Origin of the sequence: Aeromonas sp. FDAARGOS 1415, from assembly GCF_019048365.1 — a bacterium.
Classification (GTDB): domain Bacteria; phylum Pseudomonadota; class Gammaproteobacteria; order Enterobacterales; family Aeromonadaceae; genus Aeromonas; species Aeromonas taiwanensis.
On the sequence record NZ_CP077363.1, the window covers coordinates 4,232,537 to 4,252,200 of the forward strand.

General features: G+C 52.7%; 13 protein-coding genes and 1 tRNA gene. 5 read left to right on the forward strand and 9 right to left on the reverse strand.

Annotation, left to right across the window (positions count from 1 at the left end):
• Nucleotides 1-13 precede the first annotated feature (13 nt).
• The 3 genes from I6L45_RS19570 to I6L45_RS19580 form a co-directional block, all read right to left on the reverse strand.
• Nucleotides 14-3,076 carry an efflux RND transporter permease subunit gene (locus tag I6L45_RS19570; protein WP_216983025.1) on the reverse strand — a complete coding sequence of 1,021 codons (3,063 nt, stop codon included), beginning with the start codon at nucleotides 3,074-3,076 and terminating at the stop codon, nucleotides 14-16.
• A 162-nt stretch (nucleotides 3,077-3,238) separates the two neighbouring features.
• Nucleotides 3,239-5,563 carry an acyl-CoA dehydrogenase gene (locus tag I6L45_RS19575; RefSeq protein WP_210550332.1) on the reverse strand — a complete coding sequence of 775 codons (2,325 nt, stop codon included), beginning with the start codon at nucleotides 5,561-5,563 and terminating at the stop codon, nucleotides 3,239-3,241.
• A gap of 47 nt (nucleotides 5,564-5,610) precedes the next feature.
• Nucleotides 5,611-6,264 carry a TetR/AcrR family transcriptional regulator gene (locus I6L45_RS19580; protein WP_210550331.1) on the reverse strand — a complete coding sequence of 218 codons (654 nt, stop codon included), beginning with the start codon at nucleotides 6,262-6,264 and terminating at the stop codon, nucleotides 5,611-5,613.
• A 467-nt stretch (nucleotides 6,265-6,731) separates the two neighbouring features.
• Between I6L45_RS19580 and I6L45_RS19585 the strand changes: the two genes are divergently transcribed.
• The 4 genes from I6L45_RS19585 to repC all read left to right on the forward strand — a co-directional run bounded on the left by I6L45_RS19585 (nucleotide 6,732) and on the right by repC (nucleotide 9,968).
• A complete protein-coding gene (locus I6L45_RS19585) occupies nucleotides 6,732-7,472 on the forward strand; it encodes a phosphatase (RefSeq protein ID WP_043759317.1) in 741 nt (246 codons plus the stop codon).
• Between the two features lie 87 nt (nucleotides 7,473-7,559).
• Nucleotides 7,560-7,635, forward strand: a tRNA-Thr gene (locus tag I6L45_RS19590).
• A gap of 640 nt (nucleotides 7,636-8,275) precedes the next feature.
• Complete coding sequence (locus I6L45_RS19595) at nucleotides 8,276-9,142, forward strand: helicase RepA family protein (protein WP_216983026.1); 867 nt, start codon at nucleotides 8,276-8,278, stop codon at nucleotides 9,140-9,142.
• Nucleotides 9,132-9,968 (forward strand): replication protein C, IncQ-type, encoded by an 837-nt coding sequence (repC, locus tag I6L45_RS19600; RefSeq protein WP_182951606.1) that lies wholly within the window; start codon nucleotides 9,132-9,134, stop codon nucleotides 9,966-9,968. Before I6L45_RS19595 ends, repC begins: the two co-directional genes overlap by 11 nt.
• Nucleotides 9,969-10,207: 239 nt before the next feature.
• Here the strand turns inward: repC and I6L45_RS19605 are convergent, their stop codons facing one another.
• From I6L45_RS19605 to I6L45_RS19630, 6 genes are all read right to left on the reverse strand, one after another.
• A complete protein-coding gene (locus I6L45_RS19605; RefSeq protein WP_216983027.1) occupies nucleotides 10,208-11,026 on the reverse strand; it encodes a hypothetical protein in 819 nt (272 codons plus the stop codon).
• 995 nt (nucleotides 11,027-12,021) lie between these two features.
• Nucleotides 12,022-12,660, reverse strand: a complete 639-nt coding sequence (locus I6L45_RS19610) for a hypothetical protein (protein WP_182951603.1) — start codon at nucleotides 12,658-12,660, stop codon at nucleotides 12,022-12,024.
• Nucleotides 12,657-14,636: a DEAD/DEAH box helicase gene (locus I6L45_RS19615; RefSeq protein ID WP_182951602.1), complete on the reverse strand. Its 1,980-nt coding sequence runs from the start codon at nucleotides 14,634-14,636 to the stop codon at nucleotides 12,657-12,659. Before I6L45_RS19615 ends, I6L45_RS19610 begins: the two co-directional genes overlap by 4 nt.
• A gap of 154 nt (nucleotides 14,637-14,790) precedes the next feature.
• Complete coding sequence (locus I6L45_RS19620) at nucleotides 14,791-15,879, reverse strand: tyrosine-type recombinase/integrase (RefSeq protein ID WP_182951601.1); 1,089 nt, start codon at nucleotides 15,877-15,879, stop codon at nucleotides 14,791-14,793.
• A gap of 226 nt (nucleotides 15,880-16,105) precedes the next feature.
• Nucleotides 16,106-17,392, reverse strand: a complete 1,287-nt coding sequence (locus I6L45_RS19625) for a GGDEF domain-containing protein (RefSeq protein WP_216983028.1) — start codon at nucleotides 17,390-17,392, stop codon at nucleotides 16,106-16,108.
• A gap of 36 nt (nucleotides 17,393-17,428) precedes the next feature.
• Nucleotides 17,429-18,619, reverse strand: coding sequence for an EAL domain-containing protein (locus I6L45_RS19630; protein ID WP_210550329.1), 1,191 nt, complete (start codon nucleotides 18,617-18,619; stop codon nucleotides 17,429-17,431).
• Between the two features lie 556 nt (nucleotides 18,620-19,175).
• Here I6L45_RS19630 and I6L45_RS19635 point away from each other — a divergent pair.
• Entirely contained in the window at nucleotides 19,176-19,613 is a 438-nt protein-coding gene (locus tag I6L45_RS19635; protein WP_210550328.1) for an Hpt domain-containing protein, read from the forward strand.
• Nucleotides 19,614-19,664 lie beyond the last annotated feature (51 nt).

The following is a 19,664-nucleotide window of genomic DNA, read 5'->3' on the forward strand; positions in this document are numbered from 1 at the left end:
ATGAGCTCCTTGCTCAGGCCCGCTGCCGAAGGGCTTGCGGTGCATCGGCCCGCTCGCCCAGCCGCAGGAAGGCGGGCAGCAGGATCAGGGTAAACAGGGTGCTGCAACTCATGCCGCCGACGATGACGGTGGCCAGCCCCCGGTAGATTTCGCTGCCCTCGCTCGGGCTCAGCATCAATGGCAACATGCCAAAGATGCTGGTGAGACTGGTCATGGCGATGGGGCGCATCCGGCTTTGCAGGGCATCGGCCACCGCCAGCTGGCGACTCAACCCCTCCCGCTCCGCCGTGCGGGTCTGATGCACCAGCAGGATGGCATTGTTGACCACCAGCCCCAGCAGGATGACGAAGCCGATGATGGTCAGCAGGTCCATCGGCAGCGGCACCAGGAGGCCGCTCAGACGCAGCGCCAGCACGCCGCCGACCGCGGCCAGAGGCAGAGTCAGCAGCACCAGCACGGCATCCCTGATGGAGGCGAAGACCCCCCACAGCAGGATGAGCAGGATCATCACGGCAAACAGGAAGATGCTGCCTAGGTTGTCCAGCGCCTGTTGCAGGCTGTCGGCATTGCCGGCGACCTGCAGCTCGCCGCCGGCCGGCAGTATGGGTCGGATGGCGGGGAAGCTCTTGTGCTGCAGGATCTCCAGCACCTGCTCCATGCTCATGCCGTCCGGCGGCGTGATAAAGAGCTGGATGCTGCGCCGCCCGTCGGCCCGGAAGATGCTCTCCGGCCCCAGGCTGTGCTCCACCCGCAGTAGTTCGCCCAGCGGCACGATACGCCCGGACGGGGTCGCAAGCGGCACGGCTCTGAGCTCATCCGGATTGGCCGAGCTCTGGCCCATCAGCAGGATGTCCAGCCTGTCTTCGCCGTCGAAATACTCGCCGACCCGCAGGCCATCCCCGAAGGTCTGGATAATGGTAGGCATGGGGGTGCGATCCCAGCCCACCTCGGCGAGGCGCCTGTCTTGCGGCACCAGCCGCAACTCCGGGGCAGTGAAGTCGAGGCCGGGATCCGGCCTGACCTGGGAACCAGGCAGGTCTTTCTGTACGATGGCCATGCTCTCGCGGGCCGCCCGATAGAGCTCGGGCAGAGAGCCCCCCTGGATGAGCAACGAGATGCTGTTCTCGCTGTCAAAGCCGCCAAACAGGGAGCCCTGGCCGCCGAAGGCCCGGGTGTCCGGGATATTGGCGAACAGCTTGTCCATCAGCAGGCGCTCAAGCACCTTGATCTGGGTCTCGTCCTTGGGACGCACCCCGATCTGGGCACCTCCCGGGTAGCGCAGGATGTAATAGTTCTTGAGGGCCGGCTCCTGCTCCCCCTTCATGTAGGGATCCAGCCTGGCAATCAGGGTATCTAACACCTCCTCTCGCTGGGCTTTGGGGTTGACCCCGGGGGTGAAGGTCATCCAGACGTCGATGGCATCCCTTTTCACGTCCGGCAGGTAGTTCATCTTGGGCAGCAGCAGCCAGCTCGCCAGCACGGGCAGACTCATCATCAGGGCGATGATGGCCCAGCGCCGGCGAGGCGTCGCTGTCCAGCGGATCACGTGACGGGTGGTGCCCTGCCACAGCTTGTCGTAAGGATCGATCAGCCTCTCGCGTCCCATCCAGCGCGCCGCCACCGCCGGCAGCACGGTGACCGCCACCACCATGGAGACGGTCACGGCGCAGGCGATGGTCAACGCGAGATCGGCAAACAGCTGGCCCTCCACGTCGTTGAGCAGCAGCACCGGCAGGAAGATGGCGACCGTGGTCAGGGTGGAGGCCACCAGCGCCGTCCACACTCGGCTGGTCCCCTCCAATGCCGCCTCCGACTTGCTGATATCCCCCGGCTCGGTGCGGCGGTAGATGCTCTCCAGCACCACGATGGCGGCATCGAGCACCATGCCCACCGCAAAGGCGATGCCGGCCAGGGAGATGACGTTGAGAGTGCGCCCCATCACCTTGAGCAAACAGAAGGTGAGCATGATGCTGATGGGGATGGCGATCGCTATCATCAGGGTCGCCTTGAGCCGGCGCAGAAAGACCCAGAGGATGGCGCAGGAGAGCAGCACGCCGAGCCCCAGGTTGGCGGTCACCATGCTCACCGCCCTGTTGATGTAGAGAGAGGCGTCGAACGACTGCTCCATATGCAGGCCGACCGGCTCCAGCACCTCGCGGTTGAGCTCGCCCACCTTGAGCTTGATCGCCTCCAGCGCCGCCAGGGCGTTGGCGCCGCTCTCCTTGAAGATCTGGGCCGCGATGGCGGTGTTGCCGTTCTGGATGCGCAGCACCGGGTTCTCCTCCCGGGCCAGTCGCACCTCGGCCACATCCCGCAGATAGATGGGCAGGCCGTCGCGCCAGTCCACCACCTTGTCTCCCAGGGTCTCCACGTCGTAGCGACCGGCGAAGCGCAGCTTGTATTCCCAGCGGCCGATGTCGAGGGTGCCGGCCGACACGTCCCAGTCGGTGCTGGCCCGGCTGGCCAATACCGGGATCTCCACCCCCAGCTCGGCGGCGCGGTAGGGGTCGAAGCGGACCTGGATCTGACGCTCGTTGATCCCCTCTACCTCCACGGTGGAGACCCCGGGGATCCGCTCAAGCTCCGGCTTGACCCGCGCCTCGATCAGCGCCTGATGATCGTCGATCAAGCCCTTGGCGCCAGGCAGCTGCTGGATGAAGAAGAAGGTGAGGGTATCGTTGCTGCTGTAGTTGTTGACGTAGGGGCCGTCGATGTTGTCCGGCAGGCCGGAGACCCGGTTCAGCCGCGAGATGACGTCGAGCTGGGCACGCTGCATGTCGGTGCCGAGGGCGAACTCCATGTTGATCTCGGTGAAGCCAGGGTAGCTGTTGCTGCCGATGCTTTTCAGCCCCTGCACCCCCTGCATCTCCTGCTCGATCGGGTCGGTGACCTCCGACTCCATCTCCTGGGGCGAGGCGGAGCGCCAGCTCACCGAGATGTTGAGGTGGGGACGGTCTATGTCGGGGAACAGCTGGACAGGCAGCCCCCGGATGCTGAGCAGGCCCAGCAAAAAGATCAGCACGACCGAGACCGCCACCCAGATGGGGCGTTCGATCGCCGTTTTGGCGAGGTTCATTCACTCTTCCTGAGTTGTTGTTATCGGCCATTCCAGTGGCCTTGCTTCCTGCCCCAAGGGTGGGGGCCATTGCATTAAACTGGAATTAATCCAGGTTGTAAATGCCTGGTTAAACAACAAAAAAACCGGCCACTTGGGCCGGTTTTCCATTTACTGTCGGGATCAGGCAGCGTGCACAACCGGGTTCGGTTGAGACAAGCCCTCCAGCTCGCCAGGAGCGAAGTTGTCCACCTGGATTGCCTCGTAACGCAGGGCATCGGCGGCCAGCAGCTTGTCGGCCTCCTCCTTGCCAAGGATGGATTGGGACAGGGCCGCCTCCACCAGTTCCGCTAGTGCCATCTTGCGGGGCAGCCTACCCTCCTTCTGGGCCTGCACCAGCTTCTTCTCGATGGGCTGGACGGCGACCATGGCCTGGAAGGCGCGCTCCATCAGGCCGACCGGATCCGCCTCGTCCTTGCCAACGTAGCAAAGCGCGGTCAGACGGTCGCGGAACTCGCCCGGTGTCATCATGGCCAGGCAGATGGCGTGGCAGCGGTCATCGGACGGCATCTTGTAACCCACGCCGAACGGGAAGACCACGCGCTTGAGTACGGCGCCCACCACCTTGTTCGGGAAGTTCTGGAAGAAGCCCTCGAACGCCTTGCCAATCAGGTAGAGGTTGCGCTCCACCGCGTACTGCACGAACGGCAGATCCGAGACCATGCGGCCCTGATCCTCGTAGTGCTTGAGGGTGGCGGAGGCGAGATAGAGGTGGCTCAGCACGTCACCCAGACGGGCGGAGATCATCTCCTTGCGCTTGAGATCGCCACCCAGCATCAGCATGGAGACGTCGGCACAGAGCGCCAACCCCTTGCTCATGCGGGAGAGCTGCTTGTAGTATCGGGCGGTTTCACCAGCCACCGGGGCGCTGTTGAACTGGCCCAGGGTCAGCCCCTGGAACAAGGAGCCGAAGAAGTTGCCGGTGCCAAAGGCAATGTGCTTCATCAGCAGGGCGTCGAACTTCTCGAGACCGCGCTCCACGTCGGTGTCGGCCGCCGCTTCCAGCTCGGCAAACACGTACGGGTGGCAGCGGGTGGCCCCCTGGCCGAAGATCATCAGGTTGCGGGTCAGGATGTTGGCCCCTTCCACCGTGATGGCCACCGGAATGCCCATGTAGGCGTAGCCGGTGTAGTTTTTCGGACCCAGCTGGATGGCACGACCGGCGTGGATGTCCATGGAGTCGTCCATCACCTGGCGGGCCATCTCGGTCATGTGGTACTTGGAGATGGCGGTGACGATGGCCGGCGCCTGACCGAGATCCAGAGAGCCTGCGGTCATGCGACGGGCCCCTTCCAGCTGATAGGTGAGGCCGCCAATGCGGGCCAGCGCCTCCTGCACCCCTTCAAACTTGCCGATGGACATGCCGAACTGCTTGCGCACGTAGGAGTAGGCCCCCACGGTGCGGCTCGCCATGTGGCCGCAGGCGGTGCCGAGGGCAGGCAGCGAGATGCCACGACCGGCGGAGAGGCATTCGACCAGCATGCGCCAGCCGCGACCGGCGTAATCCGGGCCACCGATGATCCAGTCGAGCGGAATGAACACGTCCTTGCCGAAGGTCGGGCCGTTCAGGAACGCCAGACCCATGGGGTAGTGGCGATCGCCGACACGCACGCCCGGGTGACTGGTGGGGATCAGCGCACAGGTGATACCGATCTCCTCCTTGTCCCCCAGCAGTTTTTCCGGGTCATACAGCTTGAACGCCAGCCCCAGCACGGTGGCGCGCGGCGCCAGGGTGATGTAGCGCTTGTTCCAGTTGAGGCGAATGCCGAGCACTTCCTCCCCCTTGTGCATGCCCTTGCAGACGATCCCCTTGTCAGGGATGGCACCGGCGTCGGAACCCGCTTCCGGACCGGTCAGGGCGAAGCAGGGGACCTCCTTGCCGTTGGCCAGCCCCGGCAGCCAGAAGTCCTTCTGGGCCTGGGTGCCGTAATGCATCAGCAGCTCGCCCGGGCCTAAGGAGTTCGGCACCATGACGGTGACCGCCACGCTCAGACTCTTGGTGGCGATGCGGGTGACGATGGTGGAGTTGGCAATCGCGGAGAATTCGCGGCCACCGTAGGATTTCGGGATGATCAGGGAGAAGAAGCCTTCCTTCTTCAGATAGTCCCAGACCGGCTCCGGCAGGTCTTTGGTTTCGTTGACGATCTTGAAGTCGTCGACCATGGCGAGCAGGGTTTCGACTTGGTTGTCGATGAACGCCTGCTCCTCCGCGCTCAGCTCGGCCTTGCCGTAGCCGTGCAGTTTTTTCCAGTCCGGGTTGCCGCGAAACAGCTCCCCGTCCCACCAGACGGAGCCGGCCTCCATGGCCTCCCGCTCGGTGGCGGACAGGGGTGGCAGTATCTTCTTGAAGATGCCAAACACCGGGCGGGTCACCACCTTTTTACGGATGGAGGGTACGCCGAGCACTACGGCTATCGCCAGCACCAGCAGGACAAGCAATGTGATCATACCGAAGTTCCTTCTATTTCACTGTTTCCGTTGATTTATTGTTGGTATTACACGGCCAGGGAGAGCCTGGTCGACTCCACGGGCGCCCCGACACCGGACGCCAGATAGGGAATAACATTGCGCACCAGCCCTTCCACATCGAGCTGCTGGCCAAAATCGGCCTGGGCGATGTCACGCAGAGCATCGGCGGAGGCCATGGTGAACACGACGGTGCCCAGGGTGAAGTGCAGGCGCCAGAAGAGATCCGCCGGCGACAAGTCCGGATTGGCCTTGGAGATGGCCTGGGTGATCCCGTGCAGGGTCGTACCGTAGTGGGTCGTGATGAAACGGCGCAGGTGGCCCTGGCTGTCGATGTAGCCGCGTCCCAGCAGCTGCATGAAGAGCGCAGGCCCGTTGGCCCGCACCGCCACCAGCTTCATCAGGGGATCGACAAAGCTCTCGAACACCTGCAGCAGGGTCAGCTGATCCTGCGCCATCAGGGTCTGCAGACGCGTCTCCAGCGCCGGCATGAACAGGCTCAGGTAGCGATCGAGCACCGCCTGGATCAGCTCCTTCTTGGAGCCGAAGTGGTAGTTGACGGACGCCAGGTTCACCTCGGCCTCGCTGGTGATCAGACGCAACGAGGTATCGGCGAACCCCCGCTCGGCAAACAGCACCTCGGCGGCATCGAGAATACGGTTCTTGGTATCGATTTTACTCACAGGACACCTCTCTTAAACGAATGTTTAAAAAGTACGTTTCACACTCAGTGATGTCAAGAGAATGTGAACAGGTGTTGATGGAATGTTTTTAATCAAAAAAGGGGAACAAGAGGGGAACTTCGCGACCAGACCGGACTCTATATCTATGCCACTGCAATTAAACATTAAGTCTCGCCCAACCTGCTTCATGCTAGTTGGGCATTTTTTTACCCTGCAGCGACCCGATGCGTCGACAGACAAGCAAAAAAAACCGTCGCAGGGGCGACGGTGGGGAAAATCGGGTCGAACCATCCAATGTCAACCCATCGATGGGAGTTCAGGCTGCATCGACCAGGCCATGGTCGCAGACAAAGGTGGTCAGACTTTGTCAGTACTGGCGCAATTTGTGACAAAGTATGACAGCCAGCCACATGGCCCGACTCGGCCAATCTTGCTATGCTGACGCCTCATGCCAGAGGGGAGAGAAGATGAAGTACACGGTCGATACCCACACGCACACCGTCGCCAGCACCCACGCCTACAGCACCATCCACGACTACCTGCCCATAGCCAAAGCCAAGGGGATCAAACTCTTCGCCACCACGGATCACGGCCCCGACATGGCCGACGCCCCTCACTACTGGCATTTCGTCAATCTGCACGTCCTGCCCAGGGTGGTGGACGGGGTCGGCATCCTGCGCGGCATCGAGGCCAACATCAAGAACATCGACGGTGAAATAGACTTCCCCGAGCGCTACGAGTCGCGGCTCGACATGATCATGGCGGGCTTCCACGAGCCGGTGTTTCCCCCCTGCGATCGGGCGACCCACACCCAGGCTATGATCAACGCCATCAAGAGCGGTCGGGTCGACATGATAAGCCACCCGGGCAATCCCGCCTTCCCCATCGATATCCAGGCGGTGGTCAGGGCGGCAGCCGAATACCGGGTCGCCCTGGAGGTCAACAACTCCTCGTTCAGCCACTCCCGTGCGGGCAGCGAGGCAAACTGCCGCGCCATCGTCGAGGCGGCGCGCGACCTTGGCGCCTACCTCACCTTCGGCTCCGACTCCCACGTGGCCTTCAGCCTGGGAGACTTTGACTACTGCCACCGGCTGGTGACCGAGGCCGGCTTCCCCGAGGAGCGGATACTCGCGCGCTCCCCCCGTGCCCTGCTCGATTTCCTGGAGAGTCGTGGCCGCGCCCATATCCCGGAGTTCGTCGATCTCTAAAGACCGCTAACATCATGAGCCAACTCATAAAATTGAAGCAGCTCAATTGACTTGTCAGCCCTTTTTCACGACTCTGAAGTTCACGAAGCCGGTATAGCTCAGTTGGTAGAGCAGCGCATTCGTAATGCGAAGGTCGCAGGTTCGACTCCTGTTACCGGCACCAAATTTTATCAAACAAAACAGTGGTTTGGGTGTTGCAGTTTGATGCGTTACTGAGCGTTGGAATGCAGCATTTAGCTTATCCAGTGTGGCAAAATTGTGGCATGCCACACTGGCCTGATAGCGGCGAATGACGCTTGCCAGTGCATGACATAGCAAAACACTGCTGGTAGACTTCATTTCGTCACGTAACATCGGACGACAGGCACTAATTATTTATACCCTCAAGGCCGGGCATGGTGCCGCTCAGGTCAATTACCGATTAGCTAACCGGCACAGCTATTCGATGACCCTTGCCGCCTTGATGGGTTATGACCATGAAACAAACCTCTATTACCACCTCCAGCGTGGTGCTTTTGACTGTTGAGCAATTGGCTCTCTGTCTGCATAAATCCGTTGCTAGCATCCGTAGTGACGCGACTCGCAACCCTTGTTCACTTCCCCCTATCTGCCGTTTACCAGGAACCAAACGTTTGCTCTGGCGTGCTGAAGATGTTGAGCTTTGGCTTGCTGAACATGTCATTAGCCAAGGTTTGGATGATCGAGCGGTTAAATCGGCAGATATGCCTCGGCGTGGCCGGCCAACCAAAGCCGAGCAGCTAGCACGACAAAAGTCACAGAATTCAAACGCTAAGAGGTAAGCCATGGCTCTTGACCTGCTAGCTGCGTTTGAACAGGAGCCGCCTGCTCTTGACTTCATATGGTCTGGATTTTTGGCCGGTACTGTGGGAGCTCTGATCGCACCAGGAGCAACAGGTAAAAGCTTTTGGGCATTGCAGGCCGCAATGGCCGTGGCTTGCAAAGAGTCTGATGGCGATCTGTTGCAACTACGCCCGACCCGTTCAGGCCGAGTGATCTATATGGCTGGTGAAGATCCGGCTGCAGTGCTTAGTCATCGCGTCCATGCGCTTGGCAAACATCTATCGCCCAAAGCGAGGGCCTCTATTGCCACAAACCTCGCATTGGAACCGATGATGGGTGTGAGTTTAGATCTGATGAATCCGGACTGTTTCAAGGCTCTGATACAGCAAGTAGATGGTTATCGCCTTGTTGTTCTCGACACTCTCAGCCGTATGCATCAGATGGACGAAAATAGTAACGGGGACATGTCTCAGTTGATTACCCGACTTGAGTCGCTGGCCGCAAATACGGGGGCTGCGGTGCTCTATTTGCATCACGCTAGCAAGGGGAGCGCGAGGGATGGCAGTCTTGATCAGCAGCAGGCAGCCAGAGGCGCATCAGCGTTGATTGATAACATCCGATGGTGTGGTTACATCGTGCGGATGGGGGAAGAAGAAGCAAAGCAGCTAACCGAGATTCAACGCGGTAGTACACCCATCGGAAACTCTCGACGCAGTGCGTTTGTGCGCTTTGGGGTATCCAAGCAGAACTATGGCACTGCAATCAAAGATCAATGGTTTGAACGCCAGGAAGGGGGCGTATTACATCCGGTACAACTTATGGAACCTCCTCAGGCGCGAGAGCGAAGGAGGTTTGCTCATGGCTATTGAACTTACCCACGCGCGCCATGATCCGATGCACTGCCTTGCTCCTGGTCTATTCCGCAGTTTAAAGCGAGGGGAGAGAAAGAAGTTAAAGCTGGATGTGACGTATAGCTATGGGCAGAACCAAAGCGCTCGTTTTATTGGTTTTGAGCCATTAGGGGCTGATGATATGCGACTGCTACAAGGGCTGGTTGCGCTATCCGGTCCCAAGGGCGTTATTCTGACCTCTGCGCCATCAGCAGCTATTCCTAAGCGACTTCGTTTGGCCTTAGCATCGGAGTTTGATAGTGCGGACTGCCGTTGCTTGGTGGTGCAGTCTCGTATCACTCAGCTACTCGAAGAGATTGGTCTATGCAAAAGCGGCAGAAACCTTAAAACCCTAAAGGCTAGCCTGATCAGGATGTCGAATGTCACCGTTGTCATTCAAGGTGACTCTCGCTGTGCATCCTTCCACCTGATGAGCCATCTCTTTGATGACCATGATAACGCGCTATACATCTGTTTGAACCCACAGATTGCAGAAGCCGTTCTCGGTGGACGGCCACATGCTCGCATCGATATGAATGAAGTGCGTAGCCTCAAGAGCGATCCTGCTCGATTGATCCATCAACGCCTATGCGGGTGGATCGATCCTGGTAAATCAGGGCGCGCGTCCTTGGATACTCTGTGCAGTTACATCTGGCCGGATCCTGCGATTGCTGATGCGATGAGAAAGCGCCAGCAGATTGCCCGTAGAGCTGTGGGGGAGCTGTTCACGATAGGTTGGTTGGTAACTGAATACCGCAAAGATATGTGGGAGATCCGCAGGCCACGGAACAGATCTTTGGAGTAATTTCAGTGCACTATCATTCCCGAACTGGTGCACTAACGTTCCCAACTGGTGCACTTTCATTCCCAGGAGTTGGTCTTAAAATCTTTTCAAAACATGTGTTTAAGGTATTTTTGGAAAAGTGATCCAAGATTATCCATAAGATAATCCACTAGACACAGGCCCTTGCAGCCCTTGGACGGGTTGCAAGGGCCACAACTGAGATTACCCACCTCGCTAATAGACCTAGTTGTCTAAGCTGATCATTTGGTCTTTTTATCTGTAGCAGGCTGTATATTTGCGGATTGAGTGGGGATCGTCACGCTATCAATTTGATCATAACGAAGATAGATGGTGCCATCCGTCTCATTCCAGAATGTGCATTGAGTCGCATTACAGACGATCCTCAGCGAAGATATACCCTCGGGATGTGCAGCATACTTGAGATTATTGGCAGAGGTGAATTTGCCTGCATTCATATCATCTGTCTGAGATTCGGCGGTACGACGACCATTTTCGTAACAGTGGTAGGCAAGTATGCCAATAATGCAAGAAGTAAATAAAACATAAAAGTATAGAATGTACCAGTTCATTGCTTTTTCTATAATTGTTGCAACCCATTTAACTTCATCAGGGTGAGCTGAGTATTTAAAAATATTTTTTATTTTTTTATCCATGTCCTTATTTTTGAATGGTTGAGTTACCCAAGATACAGTTTTATCTCTAGCGCGTTTCATCAGCTTAAACGTAAGCGCTACCACAATGACTATTACAAGTAATCCAACAAAAGCAGCTATAGGGTAACCTAGCAGTGGTACCAGATTGGCTACAAGAGCAAAGGTTCCCGTTAATAATGTTTGTTCTGTTGAGAGTGGGAACTCGCTGCTATCAACGTGAAAAACGTTAACATATCCCATATGCCAAGCCATGCCAAATAGGTATACAGCTGCAGTAATAAGCGGAAGAAATGCCAATACAGTTTGTGCTTGCACCCATTTCTGTTCGTTGGCAGTAGCTAGTTCAGCTTTCTTAGCTTGAACTCCTTTGCGGTATCGTAGTCGCAGTTCTGTACGCTGATTCATCTGTGCCTCAAGCATTAAGGTTTACGCAATATCGTATGGATTTCAGCCTCATTTGACAATCATCAGCATGAGCAAATGAGCCTACAATTGTTCTTTCACTTGAACTGCTCTTCTGTTGTCAGAATTTTGGATACCCCCATGCTGGCGGCATAGCTGATTTTGTGGCAATCGATGGGGCTAGATGCCGGTGAGGGCGCCAGTCTTGAGGAATCTTTTTCCTTGGCGTTCCATCCTGATCATTCAACTCCAATCTGTAAAGTGTATGGAAGTGGGATGGAAAGTGAGTGGAAGAGGTAGGTAAACCTATTGAAAAGCATAGGTTTTCTCTTTGGTTATCCTATCCGCAGATGATTTGTATGATTTCCCTTGTTGCTGATGCATGCTTTCCTTCATGATTACAAGGCTGAATTGCGGGCAGGATGTGTGAAGTTAGCTAACCGGCACGCCGGAGTAGCTTCTTCACTAAGCCTTATTCGCACCTACGGTGCTCAAAGGGGTTGCTGTACAGCTAATATAGGATAGAAAGTTTAATTAATTATTGTGGGGGGAATAGCAGCTAGATTATAAATGTAATACGAAATATATAATATAAATTGACTGCATAGAAAATAACTTTTAATGTTTGTACTTATGTTTTAAATTATAATTTACTATCAAGATAAACATCTTAATTGATTAAGTGAGAGTTAAATGACTGCGAGGCGTGAAAGTGATAAAAAAGTGAGGCTGCTTACCAAGCATGAGTTGAATTCACTGCGTACAGATATGGTTAGGTCAAGTAGACTAATGAAACTTGAATTGCTTAAACGAAGAATAAAAAATGACAGTTGATGTAAAATCTTTAATATTGATGCATATGGAAACGGATTACCTTGATAATTACATAAAAATATCATGGCATTTATTGAATGGTATGCCGCACCAGCGACATACCATTGCTACCTACTCCCCATCAATATCGTTTCATATGTTAAGTCATAATATTAAGTGGTGCTTTATTTGATGTAAGGTCTTTCTGATGTATGGTCAAACAATCGTTTGAAAAAATCAAACCCTATGTTTCTATCAACTCCAATCTTAATTGAAGATGAGTTTTTATAGTAGAAATCAAAATGGTATCTTGGATGGATTCGTCCATTTTTATTTTTATCGTCATCATCAAATCTAAAATAACCATGATCTTCAGTCATCAAGCTTGTGAATATATCACAATAATTAACTGCAGCTCTCACATCAATGTTGTAGTTCACTACTATATTTTCTATTATATCTTCATGTGAGTATCCATAGTCCCGACAGGCTTCGACACAACTTCTCATTATAGAGATAAATAATGCGGTTATCGGCATATTATACTCATCGTAGTTAAAGCTAATGTTTCCACCAAAATCAATTATTTGAAATGGTAGGCACATAGTATAAAAGCCTAAATCCTTTTTAATCAAAATCCGAGTTGTATTGCCAGTAAATATAGCAAAAACTGCTTCATCTTCATTTTCAGTACGGCAGTGACCACAACGGTTAACAGTCTCTACCAATGTTAATACATTAAGGAAGTTATCATAAGAGTTCCTTACTGCCACAAAGTCATCCAGATGGTAATCAGGTATATCTGTGAATAAATAAACACTCATAGTTTTCTATTCCGGATGTACTCAGCTTCAACAATTGTTAAGAGATATTCCTCTGAATAATCTTCTATCCCCTCAAGCATTGTAGATACTGTGCTGATAATTTTGGCAACTAACCGAGGTGTGGCTTTTCTTGACTCACAGTAACGTTTTACAGTTTTCTCTATAGAAAGACCTTCTGCCAAAACAAACAGATCCTTCTGTTTTTCAATTTCCTCTGCAGTTGGTACTCGAACATTCAACTCATTACTTGCTGTTAACTGTTCTAAGCCTGTTGAGATAGTCTCAAATACGGCAGAGTCAGTATCATGGCTTAATAACAGATGACTTTCTAAAAATGACCTGGCCATCATCGTATAAAGAGCATTTCGAAAGCTAGGATAATACCTAAGTTGTTTGGCGAAGCAAATTACAAAAGGAAATTCTAGGCCCTTAGCATTATTGATATTAGATATAAATAGTTTATCTGTTAGTCTGTTTTTTGTCTCAAATGAGACATTGGATTCCCAATTATATTGGCTTTTAATTTTCAGTCTTAACTTTGAGATTTCATCATAAATGTAATTTTCTGTATCTATAAAGATTACAGCGATATCACCTTGCTCTACTGAAGGATATCTATCTCTAATGCTTTGGATCATCGCTATTATGTTATCGGAGATATCAGCGCTCTCCTCTAAAATATGTAGCGAGGTACTTGGATAGTCACTCGGTATGTCTTCAAATCGTCTTAGAGGGTCACGTGTTAAATGTGCTCTTCCATCGCTATCATTGTAATTGTAACCACATGCATCCCATTCCTCCGGCTTCAACCATCTCAGGACAGGTTTTTCAAACAATCCCATACCTAACGCATGAGAAAACATCAAGTTTTTAGGGTCTGTTCTATAGCATTTTTTCAAGACCATATTGGCTGTGCTGACACCTTCATCAATCGGTCTGAATATATTTTGAAATACATCCCCAGCAATGAATACTTTTTTAGATGTAACCAACTCACATAGTTGTAAAAAACTTGCAGGAAAATCTTGACTTTCATCAACAAAAACGTAATCAAATGCTTTTTCATGTACCCCATTCTTTGATAAGAACTCTATGGCTTTTTGGCTATGGTAATCTAATGAACCTGAGCCGTATGTTCCGAATGGAATGTTATAAAAATGACAAATATAACGATACATTCCTGAATGAGGATCTTTTCCACTACCCCATGACTGGAAGCAAAAAAACTTAGAATCCCACTCAATCTGTCTGTCAACTCGCATGAAGTCGAAAAACTCGGGAATTCTACTTTTCATTGTTTTAGCTAAAATCTTATTAAAACAAGTAAATGCAATTCTTGAGTCTGTGTCATGCGCAAAAATCTCCTTGACCTTATGTAGTAATAGCTCTGTTTTTCCTGAGCCAGCCAATCCCTGGATTACAAATTTTTTCTCTGGGCCAGTTTTGAATACAAAACTGGTTTGATCAGTATCAAAAAGTATTATTTTTGACTTTACGCTATCAAGTAAGTTATCGGTTTCAATCTTTATTCTTGAAACATCATTAATACTACCGACAATTAAAGATGTAATGAGGTCAACGTGCCTAGCCAACACTTTGTCAGCCAAATATGAATCTAAATCTAAATCACCTAGATCAACAATCTGAAAGTACTTCTCCCAATCTCTTTTTCGTCCAATTTTTTCTCTATATTTAAATTTTTCTGCCAAGAATGACACATCTTCCAAGAAATCATCCACAAAATAATTGAATTTTTTTTCATCTCCGCCAGTGTTGATTAAGCATGGTTTCATTCCGCTGGAGAATATGGCTAAAGCATCATTATATTCATAAGATGCATCTTCTTTGGATAGGGGCTTGCATAATACATAAGTTTGTTTTTTATGTTCCTCTGCAAAGCTATCAATTTGTTCTTTTATGTTTACTCGCTCTGCAATGGCTAAGGCATCATGTGTATAAAAACAATAGTCAGACATATATCACCTCAAACTTCATTTCGTTAAACTAATATGAATGTTTAATTTAAAAAATTGTAATTATTGTAATTGCTCTGGATGCTTCATCACAACCAATTTTTTGAATGACAATGATTATAAAGTCGTACAAATGAGCATAATAAAAGATGGTTAGTCATGATAGCTTTCTGGCTAAGTCTTCCGCTCTTGGATGATAGTACCGCATTAGCATTCTCGGGTCTTTATGTCCGGTGATCTTTGTGAGTTCGTGCATAGGAAATATCTCAGCCAGACGAGAAGTGGCTTCATGGCGCAGATCGTGGAAACGCAGGTCACTGAGAAAGTTGGTTACTGGCATCACACCTTGGGCTTTACACTCTAGCTCGTAGGTCTGTCTAGCGCGCTGGACTGCCCGTTCAAAAGCTCGCGTTACCGCATCAGGTCTGATATCAAAAACTCTACCTGTAGCAGTGACTCCCATAGATTGCAGAGTAACAACCGCGCGAGTTGAAAGTGGCACATCACGCGCACTGCCATTTTTGGTCGATGGCAGGTGTGCAACTCTGCGTTCCAGATCGATGTGCTCCCAGCGCAAGCTAACCAGCTCACTCCGCCGCATGGCTGTTTCCAATGCCAGTATGACCAACGATGGTAAGACCCTTGAGCTACTGGCAGCGATGATCCGCTCTATTTCACCTTCTGATGCTCTATGTGCGCTTTCTTCATCCTGGCTCTGGGGACAATGTGCTGACGTTGCAGAAGCTGCTATACGCCTTGTACGTGCGTTATCAGCTTGGGGCTTACGAATTAGCTCCAATGGATTGGATAGACTTTCCATTCCCCATTCTTTACGGGCCATGTTGAAGACGTGGGAGAGCAGGGCAAGCCGCCGGAGGACTGTTGCAGGTTGATAATCTTTCAGCCACTCGTCTCTTAGCTTTGCAACATCCGCTCCACGAATGGATGCCAATGCGCGTGATGACAAAGGTAATGTCTTGTAGATGCGGATCAGTGAGAGCTCTTGCACGGCTCCCTTTTTATGCGGAACAACCTCAGTTTCATAGCGGCATAGAGCCTCATAAAGCGAGGTTGCTTCAGCTTCGGCTCTGCTGACCCAAATCCCTCGGGTCATCTCAGATTCAATGACTTTAGACCAGGCCTCCGCCTCCGCCTTTGTGTTGAAGGTTTTACTCTGAGCCGGATACCCCTTGCGGCGTACCTGGGCTTCCCATTGATAGGGGCCGCGCTTACGGAACGTTGCCATAGCCAAATACCATAACTTGCTGCTGAGTGTGGCAAGATTGTGGCATAAACCCTATTAAATGGAAAAAGTTATTGATTTATATGAATTGCAGTTTGCTTTCGTAATGCGAAGGTCGCAGGTTCGACTCCTGTTTCCGGCACCAGATAGACGAAGGGTTGGCCTCATCGCGAGGCCAACCCTTCGTGTTTTCAGTCGTCCTGCCCCTGGGAGCCGGGCAACACTACCCCTATGGCGCATCACCCCATGGCGTACCCGACGCGTCAGGGCTCTCCTCATAAACCACATGCTGATGACGCCCGGCGCGCTTCGCCTCATACAGCGCCTTGTCGGCCTGCTCGCAGAGCTGCTCCAGGGTCTTGCCAAACTGCCATGGTGCGATCCCTATGCTCAGGGTGACATGGCTCGCCGTCTCCGAGGCTTCATGTTTCAGTCCCATCGTCATCATCCGCTCGCGGATCCGGGTCGCCACTCGCTGCGCCCCGTCGGCATCGGTGGCGTCCAGAAAGACGATGAACTCCTCCCCGCCATAGCGCCCGACGAAGTCGATGTCCTCGCGCACGCAGGATTGCAGACAGCCGGCCACCTTCTGCAGGCAGCGATCACCGGCCGGATGACCGTAACGATCGTTGTATTTCTTGAAGTGATCCACATCGATCATCAGCACGGCCGCGGCCTCGCTGCTCTCTTTCTTGCGCGCAAGTTTATTGCCGGCACAGGAGAAGAATGCCTGTCGATTGGGAATGGACAACAGGGCATCCATATTCAGCGAGTGGATCAGTTTTTTTGTCAGTTTGAAGTTGTTGTACTCTATCTGGGCAATAAAGCCGATGGCGCGACGCACGGCATAAAATATCATGGCAATGAATGACATCAGAAACCCAATGACCAGAATGGACATGGCAATACTGACCGAATGGTTACCCAGCATCTGGTTCAATACCAGACAGAGCAGCATCACCATGCTGAAATGGGGAATGACCAGTATGGCCCCAATATAGCTTATCGGGATCAAGACAATCAGCGCGGGTTGAATAGAGAGGATCACGGTCGCATCATGGATGACCTGATGCTGGTAATATGACAATACCGCCAGCCAGACCATGGTGAACACATAGGTGCAGGTAATGAAGTACCGTTGAAATGCCTTGTCTGTGTGGGTACTGCTGTGTTTATTGCCGAAACACAGGGAGGGGTACACCATGAACAGAGAATAAGAGACTAGCATGACGACCATGATATATCTGTCATAGTGAAAATCGAACATACCGGTGAACAGCGGTGCCTCAAAATGCGCATAATCAAGCGCCGTGACATAGATGATGCGAAGCAACACCACCAGCAATATCATCAGATTGGAGGCAACAAAGATCTGCATGCCTTTTCGAGACATGCCGGTGATATGTTTCACCAGAAAATCATGTTGTTGCAGCGATACCTCATCAGACAGGATGGTCGATGAGATCAGCGAGGTATCGGATTTTTCCAAGGCATTAAAAAATCGATTCTGAGCCATTTAACTCGTTCCTTCCAATCAAGAGGATCCTGTTCGTCACATCATCGTCTGTCGGTGCTGCCACCACGGTACCAGATCCCGGGCAGGGAGTGCCGGGGAGAAGTAGAACCCCTGCAGACTGTGGCACCCCATCTCCCTGAGCATCTGGATCTGCTCTTGCGTCTCCACCCCTTCGGCCACGGTATGCATGTCCAGGTCACTGGCCATCCCCAACGACAGGTGCACGGCCGAGCGGTAACGGGCATCCTTCTGCATGTTGGCAACGAAAACCCGGTCAATCTTCAGCGTGGATACCGGGCTCTGTACCAGATGCAGCAAGGACGCATGACCCGTACCAAAGTCATCGATGGCCAGCTCGACACCGTGCAGGCGCAGGCGGGACGCCGTCTCCAGCAGGCTGGGCAGATCGCCGTAATCCTCGGTTTCGGTAATTTCCAGACACAGCAGGCGCCCGGGCAACCCGTGGTATTCCAGCAGCGCGATCACGCGGTCGGCAAAGGTCGCCTTCGTCAAGGCCGACGGGGGAACGTTGACCGAGACCTGTATCTCCATGCCTAGCGCCAGCCACTGCCGGCAGTGCGCGATGGATTGCCCGAGCATCTGCCAGCTGAGTTCCGCCATCAGGTGGTGTCGCTGCAGGGGCTCGATGAAGCAGGCTGGCGACAGGGTACCACGGGTTGGATGCTCCCAGCGGGCAAGCGCCTCGACCCCCGTCAGTACACCGGTGTCAGCCTCGACTTGCGGCTGGAAATAGGCCTCGAATTGCTGCTCATCCAGTGCCTGCTGTAATTCCTGTCGATTGGGGCTAAACGCATGGGGTTCTGTATGCGGCGTTGTCAACGGCTTGGGCAGATGCCCCAGCTGCTCCTGAAGTTGCTGTCTGCTGACGGGTTTTTGCAGCGAATGGCACACAGTGACCCCTTCGAGCGCAGCCATCTGCACCACGGCATGGAGCACATCCGCACTGGCCGCACTGACCAGCAGCACGGGGCAAGGTGCCTCCCATTGCGCGAGTGAGCGCAAGAAGCTGACCCCGTCCATGCCTGGCATGTTCAAGTCACAGATCAGCACATCTGGCATCCCCTGCTGCCTGATGATGTCGAGCGCCGCCAGACCATCCCGGACTTTATGAATGGTGTCGGCCAGTGGCCTGCACAGCTCATGTAACCAGTCGAGCTGGAAGGGTTCATCTTCAATTATCAGCAAATTTGAAAGTGTGCTCATCATTTACCTCATGAACCATCACCTCTTTACACTCTCGCCAATAAATCAATATTTTCGCGGATATTGGAATGAGTCACTTTATATTCTATAGAGATGATTATTGACGTTGAATATACATGGTCATCACAGTCTTTAACGGAGCGGCACCAGGCCTGAATGCATCACCTTGTAGGTGTATTCTGGTGCTGACAGACATGCCTCCCGCGGCAATTTTTATCAAAAGCATTGCAAGACAGCTGTTTACACATCCATCCATTTATTTATTACTCCCTCTCTTTAATCCATTTGTTATTTTCGTCTTGGTAAGAGGGCCTGCATTGGGGTTTGTATTTTAATCAGAAGGGATGGGTAAGTCTGTTCCCTAAAGAACAGACCTTGCCGCCGAATCGCCATAGGATAATAAGTGAACAGATTGTCCCCTCAGGCTGATATGTCCCGGGTCGGGTCCCACCGCTATTTCCTCGAATGGAGATCGCCTCTGACAATGCAGTGACAGCATGAGGCTCGTAAAAAGACCCACGATTGTTCAGCATCACTATGACAAGCAGCGAGGTTTATTATGAACGCATACCAATTTGAACAGACCCATGGGGTTTCACAGCACCATTTGAATCAGGATTATGTGCTCGAACTGCTTGCCGACGACCTTGCGCTCGTGCAGTCACTGCTGACGAACTACCTGCAGATGAGTCCCGACGAGATGGCAGGCCTGAAGCTGGCCATCGAGGCGGCGGATACCGCCCTGATCAAACAACACGCTCACCGTCTGCGCGGCCTGCTGCGCTACTTCGGAGCCCAGGACCTGGAAGACATGCTGCTTGAGATGGAGGTCACCGATGCCGCCACCGAGCACGGGGAACTGCAAGTCAGCTATCAGTTGTTCACCGAGGCCGCCCGGATACTGACGCAGGAGGTCCAGGCATGGCTCGACCGCCTCGCGCCCTCCTCGACTTGCAGTGAAGACGACAGACGCGCCCTTGCCTGTGACAGTGCTTGACAACTTCCCCTTTGCGGCTCATCAAATGGCACCTTCAGGGACATTTCATCG